This window comes from Mesorhizobium xinjiangense, assembly GCF_009749525.1.
Lineage (GTDB): Bacteria > Pseudomonadota > Alphaproteobacteria > Rhizobiales > Rhizobiaceae > Mangrovimarina > Mangrovimarina xinjiangensis.
Window position 1 is genome coordinate 394,855 of the sequence record NZ_WOAC01000001.1, and the last position, 16,549, is coordinate 411,403.

At 63.9% G+C, this 16,549-nt stretch carries 17 protein-coding genes; 8 read left to right on the forward strand and 9 right to left on the reverse strand.

Annotated elements, in window-relative coordinates:
- Window positions 1-6: 6 nt before the first annotated feature.
- From GM909_RS01990 to GM909_RS02030, 9 genes are all read right to left on the reverse strand, one after another.
- On the reverse strand, window positions 7-621 hold the full coding sequence (locus GM909_RS01990) for a pyridoxamine 5'-phosphate oxidase family protein (protein WP_157014503.1): 615 nt from the start codon (window positions 619-621) through the stop codon (window positions 7-9).
- Between the two features lies 1 nt (window position 622).
- The gene (locus GM909_RS01995; protein WP_157014504.1) at window positions 623-1,276 is read right to left on the reverse strand and encodes a septation protein A; all 654 of its coding nucleotides are present in this window, start codon (window positions 1,274-1,276) and stop codon (window positions 623-625) included.
- A gap of 59 nt (window positions 1,277-1,335) precedes the next feature.
- On the reverse strand, window positions 1,336-2,967 hold the full coding sequence (ftsY, locus tag GM909_RS02000) for a signal recognition particle-docking protein FtsY (RefSeq protein ID WP_157014505.1): 1,632 nt from the start codon (window positions 2,965-2,967) through the stop codon (window positions 1,336-1,338).
- A 5-nt stretch (window positions 2,968-2,972) separates the two neighbouring features.
- The gene (mtaB, locus tag GM909_RS02005) at window positions 2,973-4,256 is read right to left on the reverse strand and encodes a tRNA (N(6)-L-threonylcarbamoyladenosine(37)-C(2))-methylthiotransferase MtaB (RefSeq protein WP_157014506.1); all 1,284 of its coding nucleotides are present in this window, start codon (window positions 4,254-4,256) and stop codon (window positions 2,973-2,975) included.
- On the reverse strand, window positions 4,256-5,137 hold the full coding sequence (gene dapF / locus GM909_RS02010; protein ID WP_157014507.1) for a diaminopimelate epimerase: 882 nt from the start codon (window positions 5,135-5,137) through the stop codon (window positions 4,256-4,258). Before dapF ends, mtaB begins: the two co-directional genes overlap by 1 nt.
- A 115-nt stretch (window positions 5,138-5,252) precedes the next feature.
- Window positions 5,253-5,414 (reverse strand): DUF1328 family protein, encoded by a 162-nt coding sequence (locus GM909_RS02015; protein ID WP_157014508.1) that lies wholly within the window; start codon window positions 5,412-5,414, stop codon window positions 5,253-5,255.
- A gap of 73 nt (window positions 5,415-5,487) precedes the next feature.
- On the reverse strand, window positions 5,488-6,504 hold the full coding sequence (locus GM909_RS02020; RefSeq protein WP_407941232.1) for an MBL fold metallo-hydrolase: 1,017 nt from the start codon (window positions 6,502-6,504) through the stop codon (window positions 5,488-5,490).
- Window positions 6,505-6,604: 100 nt separating this feature from the next.
- Entirely contained in the window at window positions 6,605-6,973 is a 369-nt protein-coding gene (locus GM909_RS02025) for a type II toxin-antitoxin system VapC family toxin (protein WP_157014509.1), read from the reverse strand.
- 142 nt (window positions 6,974-7,115) lie between these two features.
- The gene (locus GM909_RS02030; RefSeq protein WP_157014510.1) at window positions 7,116-7,349 is read right to left on the reverse strand and encodes an AbrB/MazE/SpoVT family DNA-binding domain-containing protein; all 234 of its coding nucleotides are present in this window, start codon (window positions 7,347-7,349) and stop codon (window positions 7,116-7,118) included.
- A 302-nt stretch (window positions 7,350-7,651) separates the two neighbouring features.
- Here GM909_RS02030 and GM909_RS02035 point away from each other — a divergent pair, with 302 nt between their 5' ends.
- The 8 genes from GM909_RS02035 (at window position 7,652) to GM909_RS02070 (ending at window position 16,519) form a co-directional block, all read left to right on the forward strand.
- On the forward strand, window positions 7,652-8,206 hold the full coding sequence (locus tag GM909_RS02035; protein ID WP_157014511.1) for a protease inhibitor Inh/omp19 family protein: 555 nt from the start codon (window positions 7,652-7,654) through the stop codon (window positions 8,204-8,206).
- A gap of 24 nt (window positions 8,207-8,230) precedes the next feature.
- Window positions 8,231-9,409 carry a cell division protein ZapE gene (gene zapE, locus GM909_RS02040; protein ID WP_157014512.1) on the forward strand — a complete coding sequence of 393 codons (1,179 nt, stop codon included), beginning with the start codon at window positions 8,231-8,233 and terminating at the stop codon, window positions 9,407-9,409.
- Window positions 9,410-9,701: 292 nt separating this feature from the next.
- Window positions 9,702-10,664: a malate dehydrogenase gene (gene mdh, locus GM909_RS02045; RefSeq protein WP_157014513.1), complete on the forward strand. Its 963-nt coding sequence runs from the start codon at window positions 9,702-9,704 to the stop codon at window positions 10,662-10,664.
- Between the two features lie 19 nt (window positions 10,665-10,683).
- Window positions 10,684-11,880 carry an ADP-forming succinate--CoA ligase subunit beta gene (sucC, locus tag GM909_RS02050; RefSeq protein ID WP_157014514.1) on the forward strand — a complete coding sequence of 399 codons (1,197 nt, stop codon included), beginning with the start codon at window positions 10,684-10,686 and terminating at the stop codon, window positions 11,878-11,880.
- A gap of 4 nt (window positions 11,881-11,884) precedes the next feature.
- Window positions 11,885-12,256 (forward strand): cupin domain-containing protein, encoded by a 372-nt coding sequence (locus tag GM909_RS02055; protein WP_157014515.1) that lies wholly within the window; start codon window positions 11,885-11,887, stop codon window positions 12,254-12,256.
- Between the two features lie 20 nt (window positions 12,257-12,276).
- Window positions 12,277-12,468 carry a hypothetical protein gene (locus GM909_RS02060; RefSeq protein ID WP_157014516.1) on the forward strand — a complete coding sequence of 64 codons (192 nt, stop codon included), beginning with the start codon at window positions 12,277-12,279 and terminating at the stop codon, window positions 12,466-12,468.
- 19 nt (window positions 12,469-12,487) lie between these two features.
- On the forward strand, window positions 12,488-13,393 hold the full coding sequence (sucD, locus tag GM909_RS02065) for a succinate--CoA ligase subunit alpha (RefSeq protein WP_157014517.1): 906 nt from the start codon (window positions 12,488-12,490) through the stop codon (window positions 13,391-13,393).
- 138 nt (window positions 13,394-13,531) lie between these two features.
- The gene (locus tag GM909_RS02070) at window positions 13,532-16,519 is read left to right on the forward strand and encodes a 2-oxoglutarate dehydrogenase E1 component (protein WP_157014518.1); all 2,988 of its coding nucleotides are present in this window, start codon (window positions 13,532-13,534) and stop codon (window positions 16,517-16,519) included.
- The last annotated feature ends 30 nt before the right edge of the window (window positions 16,520-16,549 follow it).

Sequence of the window (16,549 nt, forward strand, 5' to 3'; positions counted from 1 at the left end):
TGGCCTCTACCACAGCGTCTTGCGATAGGCTTCCTCCAGGGCGCGGTCGGTGTCGGCCGCCGTGCCGGCCAATTCGATCTGATCCTTCAGGATCTCGCCCAGCGTCGGCATCGCCGAGCGAGGCGGCCAGCTCTCGGGGTTCCACAGTTGCGACCGCAGGAACGACTTGGCGCAATGCATGTAGACGGCCCTGACCCTGACCACGATGACCGAAAGAGGCTGTTTTTCGTCGACGGCGAAGCGCTCGCGCATGGTGTCGTCGGCGGTGATCCGGGCCTCGCCGTTGATGCGCAGCGTCTCGTTCATGCCGGGAACGAAGAAGATCAGGCCGACGGCGGGATTGACGAGAATGTTTTCCAGCGTATCGAGCCGGTTGTTGCCCGGCCGGTCCGGAATGGCGATCGTGTGATCGTCCAGCACCGCCACGAAACCCGGCTTGTCGCCTTTCGGCGTGACGTCGGCATTGCCTTCGGCGTCCTGCGAACCGATCAGGACGAACGGGCTCCTGGCGATGAAATTGCGGCTATGCGGATCGATCGCGCGCAATTCCTTTTGCACGGCGCGCTCGCCGGGCGCCTTGTAGATGCGTCGCAGCTCTTCCTGGCTCGAGACAAATTCCATATCAGCCCTTTCCGCTCAGTTCGTCGTCCAGCGAGTGGCGCATGATGAGCGGCATCTGGCTGAAAGTGAACACAAGCGTGATCGGCATGATCCCCCAGACCTTGAACGCCACCCAAGCGTCGGTCGAGAATGAGCGCCAGACGATCTCGTTGGCTAGGGCCAGGAAGAAGAAAAACAGGCCCCAGCGCAGCGTCAGCTTGCGCCAGCCCTCGGCGTCGAGACGGAAGGCCGAATCGAAGACATAGCCGAGCAGCGATTTGCCGAAGGCGAGCCCGCCGATGAGCACGGCGCCGAACAGCACGTTGACGATGGTCGGCTTCATCTTGATGAAGGTCTCGTCCTGCAGCCACAGCGTCAGCGCGCCGAAGATGAAGACGACGACGCCGGAGACGAGCGGCATGATCGGCAGGCTGCGGGTCAAGAGCCAGGAGGCGGCCAGCGCGATTGCCGTTGCGACCATGAACAGGCCGGTGGCAATGAAGAGCGGTCCGCCGAGATTGCCCAGCGCCGGAAATGTCCCGGCCAGCCATTCGCCGCGCGAATTGGCGAAAAAGAAGACGATCAGCGGCCCAAGCTCCAGCGTCAGCTTCAGGAGCGGGTTGATCGCCTTGCGTTTCGGGTCGGCGGGATCGCGTTCGAAGACGGGTTTATTCATCAATCCTGCTGCCGTGCGTTCTGTGGAAGGCAATGTAGAGCGACTGCATGTCCGGCATCTCAGTCAACCCCCGCGATGGCCTTGGCGAAATCGCCGGCGGAAAACGGTTCCAGATCGTCGACCTGCTCGCCGATGCCGATGAAATAGACCGGCAGCTTGTGCTTTGCCGCGATGCTGACGAGGATGCCGCCGCGCGCCGTGCCGTCGAGCTTGGTCATGATCAGGCCGTTGACGCCGGCCACATTGCGGAAGATCTCGACCTGGTTGAGCGCGTTCTGCCCGGTGGTTGCATCGACGGTTTGCAGGACCGTGTGCGGCGCCTCGGGGTCGAGCTTGCCGAGCACGCGCACGATCTTTTCCAGCTCCGCCATCAGCTCGGCCTTGTTCTGCAGGCGGCCTGCCGTGTCGATGATGAGCACGTCGGAGCCGGCTTCCTTCGCCTTCTCAAACGCGTCATAGGCAAGGCCCGCCGCGTCCGCGCCGAGCTTGGAGGCGATGACCGGCGAGCCGGTGCGCTCGCCCCAGATCTTGAGCTGCTCGATCGCAGCGGCACGAAACGTGTCGCCGGCGGCAAGCGTCACCGACAGGCCGCCCTGGACCAGCTTGGCGGCGAGCTTGCCGATCGTCGTCGTCTTGCCGGTGCCGTTGACGCCGACGACGAGGACGACATGCGGCCTGTGCGACAGGTCGAGCTCCAGCGGCTGGGCGACGGGCGCCAGCACCTTCTCGATTTCCTCGGCCATCACCGCGCGGACCTCGGCGTCGGAAACGTCGCGCCCATAGCGGCCGGACGCGAGCGCGCCAGTCACCCGCATCGCGGTTTCGAGCCCGAGATCGGCCTGGATAAGCACGTCCTCCAGATCCTGCAGCGTGTCCTCGTCGAGCTTGCGCTTGGTGAAGACGCCGGCAATGTTGCCGGAGAGTTCCTTCGACGAGCGCGACAGGCCCGAGCGCAGACGCTGGAACCAGCTCGGTTTTGCGGCCAGCTCGGGTGCCGGCGCCGGTTCGGTCTTCTGCTCGACCGACTTCGCCACGGTGACGCGTTGGGGCGCGGGTGCTTCAACGTCCTCGTCCTCATCGACGTCCGGCGTCGTCGAGACCACGTCGTCGGGTGCCGATGCACTATCAACGCCGGTATGCGGATCTTCGCTTTCACGCTCGTCCGCTGGAACAGGAAATTCCGGTGCGCTCTCCTCTTCCTGAGCCTGTCGAAGGACAGGCGAGGCGTCCGACTGCTGCCTGGGCTGAGGCGGTGTCGGTGCGATGTCGGCCTCTTCGAGATCGGACGCTGCAGCCGGCTGCGGCGTGCTTTCGGTTGCCGTATGCTGCTCTTCGCGCTCCGGCTCCTCAAGCTCCGGCTCCTGCAGAGGAGCGGCCGGCGCCTCCGGTTCATCCTTTTCATCCTGGTCGGCAGAGACTGGTGCCGAGGTTTCCGCCTCACCTTTTTTTTCTTCGAGAGGCGGCGGCGCGGATTGTTCCGGTTCGGTCTTGTCCTCGTCAGAAACAGGCTGAGGCGCCGGAGCGACTGTCTCGTCTGCCGCCGGTTCCGCGGGAGGCTGCGGCGGGGTGGGCGTCGGAGCCGCTTCTGTTTCCGTTGCCGGCGGCAGGGCGGCCGCCTCGGTCTCGTCCGGGCGTTCCTCGACTTCCTTCTTGCCGAAGGAGAAGACCTTCTTGATGAACCCGAACGCCATGCCCGCTATGCCGCCTTCCGATCGGCCGCGGCCGCTGTGAGGCACGTGCCGTCGTGGCCGGCAACAAGGCACTCGACGATTTCGCCGGGTCGGCCCTTGTCGATCGCGGCAAGGGCGAAGCCTTCGGTGCGGCCGATGCCGTCGCGTTCGACGAGGATGCGCTGGCGTGTGCCGACGAGTGCGTCGAGATGGCCGCGATGCGCCGCCTCGCCAGCCGCACGCAGGCGTGCGGCGCGTTGCTTGACGATATTGCGGGCCACCTGCGGCATGCGCGTCGCCGGGGTGCCCTCGCGCGGCGAAAACGGGAAGACGTGCAGATGGGTCAGCCCGCATTCCTCGACTATTTTGAGCGAGTTTTCGAACATTTCCTCCGTTTCCGTCGGAAAGCCGGCGATGATGTCGGCGCCGAAGACGATGTCGGGGCGCAAGGCGCGTACCTCGTGGCAGAAGTGGATGGAATCGTCGCGCAGATGGCGACGCTTCATGCGCTTGAGCACCATGTCGTCGCCCGCCTGCAGCGACAGATGCAGATGCGGCATCAGCCGGCTTTCGGTGGCGATCGCCGCCATCAGGTCGTCGTCGGCCTCGATGGAATCGATCGAGGAAAGCCGCAGCCGTGCCAGGTCCGGCACCTGTTTCAGGATCGTCGCCACAAGACGGCCGAGACGTGGGCTTCCCGGCAGGTCGGCGCCGTAGCTCGTCATGTCGACGCCGGTCAGCACGACTTCGCGGTAGCCATTGCCGACCAGCCGCTTGACCTGCTCGACAACCGCACCCATCGGCACCGAGCGCGAATTGCCGCGTCCATAGGGGATGATGCAGAAGGTGCAGCGGTGGTCGCAGCCGTTTTGCACCTGAACGAAGGCGCGCGCCCGGCCCTCGATGGCGTCGACCATGTGGGCGGCGGTCTCGGTGACCGACATGATGTCGTTGACGCGCACCTTCTCGGTGTCGTTGACGCCGAAATCCGGCAGGGCGCGGTAGGAATTGGCCTTCAGCTTCTCCTCGTTGCCGAGCACCAGGTCGACTTCGCCCATATCGGCAAAGGAGGCCGGATCGGTCTGGGCGGCGCAGCCCGTCACGATGATGCGCGCACCAGGCTTGTCGCGCCGCGCCTTGCGGATCGACTGCCTGGCCTGGCGCACCGCTTCGGCCGTCACGGCGCAGGTGTTGATGACAACGGCGCCGTCCTTCAGCGTGCCGAGCCCGGCCGCCTCGGCCTCGCGTTTCATGACTTCCGACTCGTAGGTGTTGAGCCGGCAGCCGAAGGTGATCACGTCGACCGCCATCACGCCACGCCTTCCACGTCGCGCGCCCAGGCGCCGGTGGCGGGATCGAACGTGCCGGAAAATTCCCATTCGGCCGGCCCGGTCATGACGACGTGATTGTCGTCGCGCCATTCGATGGCGAGCGGTCCGCCGGGCACGGTGATGGTGACCTCGCGCCCGGTGCGCCTGGTGCGCGCGGCGGCAACGGCCGTGGCGCAGGCAGCCGACCCGCAGGCGCGTGTCAGACCGGCGCCGCGCTCCCAGGTGCGGATCGTCACGGCATCGGGCGCCGTCACCCGCGCGATGGTGATGTTGGCGCGCTCGGGAAAGATCGGGTGGTTTTCGAGCAGCGGCCCGAAACGGTCGAGATCATGGGACCACACGTCCTCGTCGACCCAGAAGATGGCGTGCGGATTGCCCATCGAGACGACCGACGGCGAATGAAGCACCGGCGCGTCGATCGGGCCGATCTGCAGCTCGATCATGCGCGTGTCGCGAAACTCCTCGGCGAGCGGAATGTCCTGCCAGCCGAAGCGCGGCTCGCCCATATCGACCGAAATCGTTCCGTCGTCGTTTTCGCGCGCATTGAGGATGCCGGCGACGGTCTGGAAGGTGAAGACCTTCTGCCCGGTCTCGGCAGCCAGCGCCTGGACGACGCAGCGCATGCCGTTGCCGCAGGCCTGGGCCGGCGTGCCGTCGGAGTTGATGATCTCGACGAAATTGGCGGTGCCCGCCATGCGTGGGTCGTGGATCGCCATGATCTGGTCGAACTTGGTCGCCGGATCGGCGGCCAGCGCCTTTGCGGCGGCCGGCGAGACACGGTCGGCGCGCCCGCGCATGTCGGCAACGATGATTTCGTTGCCGAGCCCGTTCATCTTCGCAAAGGGTGCGCCAGTTGTCATTGCCGCCCGTCATTCTCTCGGTTCGGCCCCTATATGGCGGAATGAGCGGGCAATTACCAGACCGTCAAGGGCGTTGCCGGGATGGGGAAATACGGCTGGTCGCCGGCACTGCCGCTCACGCGACGGCGATGATGCCGAGGACGACGAGGAGGAACAGGACCAGCACAACGCCGATGAGAAGCTTCGCACCGGTCATGGCGATGCCCGATATCGAGTGAAAGCCGAGCAGGCTGGCCACGGCGGCAACGATGAGAAGGATCAGAATCCATTTCAGCATGAGACCCTCTTCGGTGCGATTGCGATTGTAACTAAACGCTGAAATGCGCCGAGGGTTCCTCTCGAGCGGATGATCAGGCGGCCGCCGACGGGATGTCCCAGACCTCGCCGGGCAGCATGGCGCGAAAGCGTTCGCGGTCCACGCCGTGTAGATCGAGTGCGGTGTGGAGCAGGTCGCGCGGCTCCTCGATCGGCTCATTGGTCAGCTGGAACGTTCCCCAGTGACAGCCGGCGGCAAAGGCCGCGCCGGCCAGTTTCATGCCGCGCACGGCTTCATCCGGGTTCTGGTGCTGACCCTGCATGAACCAGCGCGGCTCATAGGCGCCGATCGGCAGGACGGCGAGACGAAAGCCGCCATGCTTGGCCGCCGCGTCGCGGTAGTTGACGCCGTCGTGAAAGCCGGTGTCGCCGGCGACGTAGACATTGCCGGCCGGCGCCTCGACGGCAAAGGCCGACCACAGCGCCATGCGGCGATCGCCCGTGCCGCGCGCCGACCAGTGATGCGCCGGCTCGATGTGCACGCGCAGTTCGGGCGAAAGGGCGAAGCTGTCGCCCCAGTCGCCGCAGGCGATGCGCATGGCCGGCACGGATTTCCTGACGATGGCGTCGTTGCCGAGCGGTGTCACCAGGAGAGGGTCGTGGCGCTCGTGCAGGTTCTGCAAGGTGGCGATATCGAGATGGTCGTAGTGGTTGTGGGTGAGCAGCACGGCGTCGATCTTCGGCAGTCCGTCGAAGGCGATGCCGGGTTCGTTGACGCGTTTCGGGCCGATGAAGGAAAAGGGCGAAACACGCTCGGACCAGACCGGGTCGGTGAGCAGGTTGAGCCCGGCCGTCTGGATGAGCAGGCTGGCGTGCCCGACCATTGTGACGCGCAGCCGGTCGCCATCGAGCGTCAAATCGGGCCTTGCCGGCGGATGCGGACTGGGGAATGCAGCCGGCCATTTGGCGCGCTTGCCGTCGAACTGCCATTTCAGGAAATCGCCGAAGGGACGTGGCGGGCTGCCGTTCGGATTGAAGAAGATCCGGCCGTCGAAATGATCGCTCGCCGGACCCTGGTAGTAGGAATTTGCGCCGTTTGCGCGTCCAACCATCGCCATGCCTCCCGCTGCGGCAGCGATACCGCCAAGTCCAAGCCATTTGAGCACCGACCGCCTGCGCATGGCTTTCGAGATAGGCATTGGCGCGCCGGTATCAACCCGGTGCGATCAGGCGCAGCTTCGGGAAATAGGCGCGATAGCGGCCGACATCGCGGGTCAACAGCGGCACGTCGGCGACGGCCGCATGTGCGCCGATGAAGAAGTCCGGGAGCACACCGGTGCGCGTTCCGCCTTGCTTACGGTATCGTACAAACACCTTGGCGGCGAGGTAGAGGGCTGCCCGAGGCATCGGCGTGAACTGGAGACGTGCGGCGGCGACGAACGCATCGAGATCTTCGATCCGTTCATAACGCACCGAGAGTTCGGCATAGACGACATCGTTTATGAGAAGCGGGCCGGCAAGCAACGCCGCCTCGAGCTGTGCGACCGACCAATCTGCCCAGTTCGGATCGTTCGTAACCAGAACATGTCCCGCTCAAACGGAATCGTTTGAGCGAAAGGTACATGTTCCAACATATTGATCTGGCGCGCATATCTTTGCTTCAAACGTTTCCGTTTGAAGCAAACGCGCGCTAGGTCGAGCAGCACATTGGTGTCGACAAGCGTCACGTTTCGCCGCGTGTCAGGGCCATGATGGCGTCGGTGCCAAGCCCCTTGCCGGAATGACCGCGCAGCCGCTCAAAGCGGCTTGCCGGCGGCTTGCCGTCGACACGTATCAGGATGACGCTGCCATCGGCGGCGCGGCGGAAATCGACTTTGCTGCCGGCAGTGATCCCAAGCATATCGCGCACCGGCTTGGGGATCGTTACCTGGCCTTTCGTGGTGACTGTGGCGGTCATGAAAGCCTCGGCGAAGGTAAGGAATGCTGGTTTAAAGATATTACTTCGGCGGCACGGCTGCAATGATCTGAGGCTGGCTGGTGCCATAACCCGACCTTTGCGTTGCAGAATCTCAACAATGGAATGAAATCGACCAGAATGGCGCTGTCATGCGTCCGGCACGGCGATTTGGCCTTGTAATGGCCGCGTCAACACGGTGTTAACCATGGGTTTGAGAAACTGACCAAAACAATGCCATGATTATGTCCCTCAAGAAACAGGCCGGATCCGGACGGCCGATCGCCCCCACGGAGAAAACAGGCATGAAACTTACAACCCAGACTGTCCTCGTCCTTGCCTTGGCGGCGCTGACGGTTTCGGGCTGCCAGAGTTCGCGTTTCGGGTCGCTCGATTCGCGGAGTCCCGCACCGCTTACGGCGGCCCCGTCGGGGTCAGTTCAGTCAAGCCAGCTTCCCCCGCCGCAGCAGCCCTCGGGACCAACGGGTCCGAATTCATTCCCGACCGTGCCCGGCACGGAGACGGCGGCCGATCCCGCGGCCAGCGCCGAAGCGTTCGAAACGGCCGCCGCGGCGGCGCCGGAGATCACGGCAGGCAGCGTGGCCGGCGTCTGGAACGCGGAAGTTGGTGGCCAAAGCTGCCGGGTGGCGACGCCGCAGACGAAATTCGGACAGGGCTTTCGTGCCGGTCCGCTGCGCTGTCCGCCGCCGCTCGACGGCGTGAAGTCGTGGAACGTCGCGGGCAAGCAGCTTTCGCTGTATGACGAGGGCGGCAGCGTGCTGGCGCGGCTCTATTCCTCCAGCGCCGAACGGTTCGACGGCCAGACGACCTCCGGCCAGCCGATCTCGCTCTCGCGCTAAGGTGTGTTGAAAGCCGCCAAGCCAATGTCGCTGCGTGACGGACTGCAACCCTTCCCCTCTGTGCGCCAGGCCTACGAGCATCTGGTCGAGCGCGGCGACGTGGCGTTGGATCCGGCGCAACTCGCCGTCACGCGGGCGCTCGATCACCTGATCGAGGAGATCGCCACCAAGCGGCTGGCGGCCAAGTCGAGTGCGCTCGGCTGGCTGTTCGCCCGCCGCGCCGCGCCGGCGCCGGTGAAGGGCCTCTATGTCCATGGCGGCGTCGGGCGCGGCAAGACGATGCTGATGGACCTGTTCTTCCGGCTCGTCCCGGTGAAGCGCAAGCGGCGTGTGCATTTCAACGATTTCATGGCCGACGTGCATGACCGTATTGGCCGCCACCGCGCGGCCGTCAAAGCCGGCGAGGCCAAGGGCAATGACCCGATCCCGCCGGTCGCCAAGGCGCTCGCCGCCGAGGCGTGGGTTCTGTGTTTCGACGAGTTCTCGGTGACCGACATCGCCGACGCGATGATCCTGTCGCGGCTCTTCGCGGCCCTCTTCGATGAAGGGGTGGTGCTGGTCGCCACGTCCAACGTCGCGCCGAAGGACCTCTACAAGGACGGGCTGAACCGGCCGCTCTTCGCCCCGTTCATAGGCCTGCTCGAACGACATGCCGAGATCGTGGCGCTCGACAGCGACACCGACTACCGGATGGAAAAGCTCGGCCGCGTGCCCGTCTATCTGACGCCGCTGGACGCGGACACCGCGGTCGCCTTCGATCGCGCCTGGCGCGACTATGCCGGCAGCGCCGAGGAGCGCGAGGAGGCGATCGCGGTCAAGGGTCGGCGCATCGTCGTCCGCCGTGCGGCGCGCGATGCGGCGCGGTTCACCTTTGCCGAATTGTGCGAGAAGCCGCATGGCGCCCGCGACTTCCTGGCCATCGCGGAGCGCTACCGGGCGATCTTTCTGGAGAATATCCCGACACTCGACGATTCCAGCCGCAACGAGGCAAAGCGCTTCATCCTGCTGATCGACACGCTTTACGACAAGCGCATCCGGCTCGTCGCCAGCGCGGCGGCGCAGCCGCAGGGGCTTTATCGCGGGCGCATCGGCGCCGAAGCGTTCGAGTTCGAGCGCACCGTCTCGCGCCTTATCGAGATGCAAAGCAGGGACTGGCTGGCAAGCTTGGAGGAAGAGGAACCGGCGCGCGCTACGGCCGGATAAGGGCACGACGCCGAAGGCTGCGCGCTCTCTGGTCGCCCGCTATTCCGGGGCGTGCCCGGCAATCGGGTTTCCGGGCTGCGAATATTTCTTACGTTTACGTAAATCCCAAATATCTTAAACGATTGAATTCATTCGCTCTGAAAGAACCGGTTGAATTTAAATACGGTCCGGTTTATGGCCACCGGTGAATTCCAGTGCAGACAAGGGCGCCCCGACGCGGGACGCAAAACACAGCAGATCATTTCACCGGGGCCCGTTCGGCCCGTATCGTCGCAGGGGAAATCCAGACAAAATGGCACGCAACAAGATCGCGCTCATCGGTTCCGGCATGATCGGCGGAACGCTCGCTCACCTGGTCGGTTTGAAGGAACTGGGCGACGTCGTCCTGTTCGACATCGCCGAGGGCATTCCGCAGGGCAAGGGGCTCGACATCGCGCAGTCTTCGCCGGTCGACGGCTTCGATGCAGGTTTCTCGGGCGCCAACGACTATGCGGCGATCGAGGGCGCGGATGTGTGCATCGTGACGGCCGGCGTGCCGCGCAAGCCCGGCATGAGCCGCGACGATCTTCTTGGCATCAATCTGAAGGTGATGGAGCAGGTCGGCGCCGGCATCAAGAAATATGCCCCCAACGCCTTCGTCATCTGCATCACCAATCCGCTCGACGCGATGGTATGGGCACTGCAGAAATTCTCCGGCCTGCCGAAGAACAAGGTGGTCGGCATGGCCGGCGTGCTGGATTCGTCGCGTTTCCGCTATTTCCTGGCCGACGAGTTCAAGGTGTCGGTCGAGGACGTGACGGCGTTCGTGCTCGGCGGGCATGGCGACTCGATGGTGCCGCTGACGCGCTACTCGACGGTGGCCGGCATTCCGCTGCCCGATCTCGTCAAGATGGGCTGGACGACGCAGGACAAGCTCGACCAGATCGTGCAGCGCACGCGCGACGGTGGCGCGGAGATCGTCGGCCTGCTGAAGTCCGGTTCGGCCTACTACGCGCCGGCCGCTTCCGCCATCGCCATGGCCGAGAGCTACCTGAAGGACAAGAAGCGCGTTCTTCCCTGCGCGGCGCATCTGTCGGGCGAATACGGCGTGAAGGACATGTATGTCGGCGTGCCGACCGTGCTGGGCGCCGATGGCGTCGAGCGCGTCATCGAGATCGACCTCGACAAGTCGGAACGCGCCATGTTCGACAAGTCGGTCGAAGCCGTTGCCGGGCTGTGCGAGGCCTGCGCCAACATCGCCCCGAACCTGAAATAAGCAAGCGAGCCGCGCAGCCATGAACATTCACGAATACCAGGCCAAGCAGGTCCTCAAGAGCTACGGCGCTCCCGTTGCCGAGGGTGTGGCGATCATGAGCGCCGACGAGGCGGAGAAGGCGGCGAAATCGCTTCCCGGCCCGCTCTACGTGGTCAAGAGCCAGATCCATGCCGGCGGCCGCGGCAAGGGCAAGTTCAAGGAACTCGGCCCCGACGCCAAGGGCGGCGTGCGGCTTGCCAAGTCGATCGAGGACGCTGCAGCCGACGCCAAGGAGATGCTCGGCCACACGCTTGTGACCAAGCAGACCGGACCCGAGGGCAAGCAGGTGGGCCGCCTCTACATCGAGGATGGAGCCGATATCGCCCGCGAGCTCTATTTGTCGATTCTCGTCGACCGCACGGTCGGCCGTGTCGCCTTCGTGGTTTCGACCGAGGGCGGCATGGACATCGAGACCGTGGCCGAGGAAACGCCGGACAAGATCGTCACGGTGGCGATCGATCCCGACAAGGGCGTGACGGCGGACGACGTCAAGGCGCTCAACGCGGCGCTGAAGCTCGAGGACGAGGCGGCCAAGGACGGCGAGGCACTGTTCCCGATACTCTACAAGGCCTTTACCGAAAAGGACATGAGCCTTCTCGAGATCAATCCGCTGATCGTCATGGAGAACGGCCGTCTGCGCGTGCTCGACGCCAAGGTGTCGTTCGACAACAACGCGCTCTTCCGCCATCCCGACATCGTCGAACTGCGCGACACGACGGAAGAGGACGCCAAGGAGATCGAGGCCTCCAAATACGACCTCGCCTATGTGGCGCTCGACGGCAATATCGGCTGCATGGTCAACGGTGCCGGTCTCGCCATGGCGACGATGGACATCATCAAGCTCTATGGCGCCGAGCCCGCCAATTTCCTCGATGTCGGCGGCGGCGCGTCGAAGGAGAAGGTGACGGCCGCCTTCAAGATCATCACCGCCGATCCGAACGTGAAGGGCATCCTGGTCAACATCTTCGGCGGCATCATGCGCTGCGACGTGATCGCCGAGGGTGTCGTTGCGGCGGTCAAGGAAGTCGGTCTGAAGGTGCCGCTGGTCGTGCGGCTGGAAGGCACCAATGTCGAGCTCGGCAAGAAGATCATCAACGAGAGCGGGCTCAACGTCATTGCAGCCGACGACCTCGACGATGCGGCCAAGAAGATCGTGAAGGCAGTAAGCGAAGGATAGCGCTATGCCGCCCAGGAAGATCAACCTTTTGGAGGCCGCCGACCGGCGCATCGATAAGGTGTTCGATCCCCATGTCGCGGGCGATGTGAACAATGCCCAGGTCAAGCTCGCCAAGTTCGGCGAGGTCTTCGACTGGCATTCCCACGAAAACGAGGATGAGGGTTTCCTCGTCCTGCGCGGGCGCATCGCCATCGATTTTCGCGACGGCGCGGTGGAGATGGGCGAAGGCGAATTCATTGTCGTGCCGCGCGGCTTGGAGCACCGGCCCCGGTCGCTGACAAAGGAACCGGTCGTACTGATGTTCGAACCGGCGACGACATTGAACACCGGCGATGCCGAGAGCGAACTGACGGTAACTGAGTTGAAGCGGTTGTAGGAAAGTCAACGGGCAGTGCCATGACAGGAAAATCTGAACCCAAACAGATCGTTGTGGAAGTGTCCGAAGAAACCATGGAACGGATCAAGTATCTGGCCGAATTGGAGGGCATGTCGGTAGCCGATATGGCAGGAAAGCTGCTTGCCAACGAAGCCGAAGCTCAAGCTGGTCTGACACGCGGCCCGTTTTCTCGAAAATACATGCATCGTTGATCGAAAGGCGAACTTAGGAATGTCCATTCTCGTCAACAAAGACACCAAGGTTCTGGTCCAGGGCCTGACCGGCAAGACCGGTACCTTCCATACCGAGCAGGCGCTGGCCTATAACGGCACCAAGATGGTCGGCGGCATCCATCCCAAGAAGGGTGGCGAGACCTGGGGCTCGGTCGAGAGCGGCGCGCAGCTTCCCATTTTCGCCACGGTGGCCGAAGGCAAGGAAAAGACCGGCGCCGACGCATCGGTCATCTATGTGCCGCCGGCGGGCGCCGGCGCGGCCATCATCGAGGCGATCGAGGCGGAGATCCCGCTGATCGTCTGCATCACCGAGGGCATTCCGGTGATGGACATGGTCACGGTGAAAGCCAGGCTCGACAAGTCCAAGTCGCGGCTCATAGGCCCCAACTGCCCCGGCGTGCTGACGCCGGACGAGTGCAAGATCGGCATCATGCCCGGCAACATCTTCAAGAAGGGCTCGGTGGGCGTCGTTTCGCGCTCCGGCACGCTGACCTATGAGGCGGTGTTCCAGACGACCAATGCCGGCCTCGGCCAGACGACGGCCGTCGGCATCGGCGGCGATCCGGTCAAGGGCACCGAGTTCATCGACGTGCTGGAGATGTTCCTGGCCGATGACGCCACGCAATCCATCATCATGATCGGCGAGATCGGCGGTTCGGCCGAGGAAGACGCCGCACAGTTCCTCAAGGACGAGGCGAAGAAGGGCCGCAAGAAGCCGATGGCCGGCTTCATCGCCGGGCGCACCGCGCCTCCCGGACGCACGATGGGCCATGCCGGCGCCGTGATTTCCGGCGGCAAGGGCGGTGCGGAAGACAAGATCGCCGCGATGGAGGAAGCGGGCATCCGCGTATCGCCATCGCCGGCGCGGCTCGGCCAGACGCTGGTCGAGGCGATCAAGGGTTGAGTGAATAGGGAGTAGGGAATAGCGAATAGGGCTCACAAACATCAAAGCGGCGCGAGAGCACTGCCTTTCCTCTACTCGCCAATAACTATTCGCTACTCGCTCCAAGCAAGGAGACGGGGCAAAACCCCGGAAACGAAAATGTCTCGGCAAGACCAGGCGAACGACCAGTTTTCGCTCACCTCATTCCTCTATGGCGGCAACGCCCACTATATCGACGAGCTCTACGCCGATTATGAGAACGACCCCGCTTCGGTGAACGACGAGTGGCGCGAGTTCTTCGCCTCGCTGAAGGACGACGCCGACATCGTGCGCAAGAACGCCGACGGCGCGTCGTGGGAGAAACCGAATTGGCCGATCGCGGCCAATGGCGAGCTCGTCTCGGCTCTCGACGGCGACTGGGGCCAGGTCGAAAAGCATTTCGAGAAGAAGACCAAGAACAAGGCGGGCGCTGCCGGCATCACGCTGTCGGACACGGACGTGCTGCAGTCGACGCGCGATTCGGTACGCGCCATCATGATGATCCGCGCCTACCGCATGCGTGGCCATCTGCATGCGAATCTCGACCCGCTCGGCATCGCCAAGCCGCTCGAAGACTATGACGAGCTGTCGCCGGCGACCTACGGATTCACCGAGGCCGACTATGACCGGCTGATCTTCATCGACAACGTCCTGGGGCTGGAATTCGCCACCATCCGGCAGATGCTGGATATTCTCAAGCGGACCTATTGCTCGACGCTCGGCGTCGAGTTCATGCACATCTCCAATCCGGAGGAAAAGGCCTGGATCCAGGCCCGCATCGAGGGGCCGGACAAGGGCATCGACTTCACCGAGAACGGCAAGAAGGCGATCCTGCAGAAGCTGGTCGAGGCGGAAGGCTTCGAGCAGTTCATCGACGTCAAGTACAAGGGCACGAAGCGGTTCGGTCTCGACGGCAGCGAGGCGCTGATCCCGGCGCTCGAGCAGATCGTCAAGCGCGGCGGCTCGCTGGGGTTGAAGGAGATCGTGTTCGGCATGGCCCATCGCGGCCGCCTCAACGTGCTCTCCCAGGTCATGGCCAAGCCGCACCGCGCCATCTTCCACGAGTTCAAGGGCGGCTCCTTCGCGCCCGACGACGTGGAAGGCTCAGGCGACGTGAAATACCATCTCGGCGCGTCCTCCGACCGCGAGTTCGATGGCAACAAGGTGCATCTGTCGCTGACCGCCAACCCGTCGCATCTGGAGATCGTCAACCCGGTCGTCATGGGCAAGGCGCGCGCCAAGCAGGACCTGATTTCGGGCCGCAAGCGCGAGGACATCGTTCCGCTGGAGGAACGCGCCAAGGTGCTGCCGCTGCTGCTCCACGGCGATGCGGCCTTCGCCGGCCAGGGCGTGGTGGCCGAATGCTTCGGCCTGTCGGGCCTGCGTGGTCACCGGGTCGCGGGCACACTGCATTTCATCATCAACAACCAGATCGGCTTCACCACCAACCCGCGCTTCTCGCGCTCCTCGCCCTATCCGTCCGATGTGGCGAAGATGATCGAGGCGCCGATCTTCCACGTCAACGGCGACGATCCCGAAGCCGTCGTCTACGCGGCCAAGATCGCCACCGAATTCCGCATGAAGTTCCATAAGCCGGTGGTCATCGACATGTTCTGCTACCGGCGCTTCGGCCACAATGAGGGCGACGAGCCGGCTTTCACGCAGCCGATCATGTATCGCAGCATCCGCAAGCACGAGACGACGCTGCAGATCTACGCCAGGAAGCTGATCGGTGAGGGCCTCGTCACCGAGGCCGATTTCGAGAAGATGAAAGCCGACTGGCGGGCCAATCTGGAGGCCGAGTTCGATACCGGCCAGTCCTACAAGCCAAACAAGGCGGACTGGCTCGACGGGGCCTGGACCGGCCTGCGCACGGCGGACAATCAGGACGAGCAACGCCGCGGCAAGACCGCCGTGCCGGTCAAGACGCTGAAGGAAGTCGGCAAGAAGCTGACCGAGGTGCCGGAGGATTTCGAGGCGCACCGCACCATCAACCGTTTCCTCGGCAATCGCCGCAAGATGATCGATTCCGGCGAGGGCATCGACTGGTCGACGGCGGAGGCGCTGGCCTTCGGCTCGATCCTGCTCGACGGCAATCCGATCCGGCTGTCCGGCCAGGACTCGGAACGCGGCACCTTCTCGCAGCGTCACACCGTGCTTTATGATCAAAAGGACGAGAGCCGCTACATCCCGCTCAACAATCTGGGTCCGGCCCAGGCGCATTACGAAGTCATCAATTCGATGCTTTCGGAAGAGGCGGTGCTCGGCTTCGAATATGGCTATTCTCTGGCCGATCCGCGCGCGCTGGTCCTGTGGGAGGCGCAGTTCGGCGACTTCGCCAATGGCGCGCAGGTCGTTTTCGACCAGTTCATTTCGTCGGGCGAGCGCAAATGGCTGAGAATGTCGGGCCTCGTGTGCCTTCTGCCGCACGGTTATGAAGGCCAGGGACCGGAGCATTCCTCAGCCCGCCTGGAGCGCTGGCTGCAGATGTGCGCCGAAGACAACATGCAGGTGGCAAACGTCACCACGCCGGCCAACTATTTCCACATCCTGCGCCGGCAGATGAAGCGCGACTTCCGCAAGCCGCTGATCCTGATGACGCCGAAATCGCTGCTGCGCCACAAGCGCGCGGTGTCGACGCTCGGCGAGATGTCGGGCGAGAGCTCCTTCCACCGCCTGTTGTGGGACGATGCGCAGCAGCTTCCCGACCAGCCGATCAAGCTCGTCAAGGATTCCAAGATCCGGCGCGTCGTCATGTGCTCGGGCAAGGTCTATTACGACCTCTACGAGGAGCGCGAAAAGCGCGGCATCGACGATATCTACCTCTTGCGCGTCGAGCAGCTCTATCCCTTCCCGGCCAAGGCGCTGATCAACGAGCTGTCGCGCTTCCGCAATGCCGAGATGGTCTGGTGTCAGGAAGAACCCAAGAACATGGGTGCCTGGGCATTCATCGATCCCTATCTGGAATGGGTGCTGGCGCATATCGACGCCAAGCATCAGCGTGTGCGCTACACCGGACGTCCGGCGGCGGCGTCGCCGGCCACCGGCCTCATGTCGAAACATCTGGCGCAGCTCGGGGCTTTCCTCGAAGATGCGCTGGGCGAGTGATTGCAGCCTGTACGAGCAAGAAGGCAACGG

Bases quoted from the DNA above. Each gene is read 5' to 3' on its own strand.
- ftsY (WP_157014505.1), bottom strand. From the start codon at position 2,967: ATGGCGTTCGGGTTCATCAAGAAGGTCTTCTCCTTCGGCAAGAAGGAA.
- GM909_RS02020 (WP_407941232.1), bottom strand. From the start codon at position 6,504: ATGGTTGGACGCGCAAACGGCGCAAATTCCTACTACCAGGGTCCGGCG.
- GM909_RS02035 (WP_157014511.1), top strand. From the start codon at position 7,652: ATGAAACTTACAACCCAGACTGTCCTCGTCCTTGCCTTGGCGGCGCTG.
- GM909_RS02060 (WP_157014516.1), top strand. From the start codon at position 12,277: ATGACAGGAAAATCTGAACCCAAACAGATCGTTGTGGAAGTGTCCGAA.
- GM909_RS02070 (WP_157014518.1), top strand. From the start codon at position 13,532: ATGTCTCGGCAAGACCAGGCGAACGACCAGTTTTCGCTCACCTCATTC.
- GM909_RS01990 (WP_157014503.1), bottom strand. From the start codon at position 621: ATGGAATTTGTCTCGAGCCAGGAAGAGCTGCGACGCATCTACAAGGCG.
- GM909_RS01995 (WP_157014504.1), bottom strand. From the start codon at position 1,276: ATGAATAAACCCGTCTTCGAACGCGATCCCGCCGACCCGAAACGCAAG.
- GM909_RS02030 (WP_157014510.1), bottom strand. From the start codon at position 7,349: ATGACCGCCACAGTCACCACGAAAGGCCAGGTAACGATCCCCAAGCCG.
- mtaB (WP_157014506.1), bottom strand. From the start codon at position 4,256: ATGGCGGTCGACGTGATCACCTTCGGCTGCCGGCTCAACACCTACGAG.
- dapF (WP_157014507.1), bottom strand. From the start codon at position 5,137: ATGACAACTGGCGCACCCTTTGCGAAGATGAACGGGCTCGGCAACGAA.
- zapE (WP_157014512.1), top strand. From the start codon at position 8,231: ATGTCGCTGCGTGACGGACTGCAACCCTTCCCCTCTGTGCGCCAGGCC.
- mdh (WP_157014513.1), top strand. From the start codon at position 9,702: ATGGCACGCAACAAGATCGCGCTCATCGGTTCCGGCATGATCGGCGGA.
- sucC (WP_157014514.1), top strand. From the start codon at position 10,684: ATGAACATTCACGAATACCAGGCCAAGCAGGTCCTCAAGAGCTACGGC.
- sucD (WP_157014517.1), top strand. From the start codon at position 12,488: ATGTCCATTCTCGTCAACAAAGACACCAAGGTTCTGGTCCAGGGCCTG.
- GM909_RS02015 (WP_157014508.1), bottom strand. From the start codon at position 5,414: ATGCTGAAATGGATTCTGATCCTTCTCATCGTTGCCGCCGTGGCCAGC.
- GM909_RS02055 (WP_157014515.1), top strand. From the start codon at position 11,885: ATGCCGCCCAGGAAGATCAACCTTTTGGAGGCCGCCGACCGGCGCATC.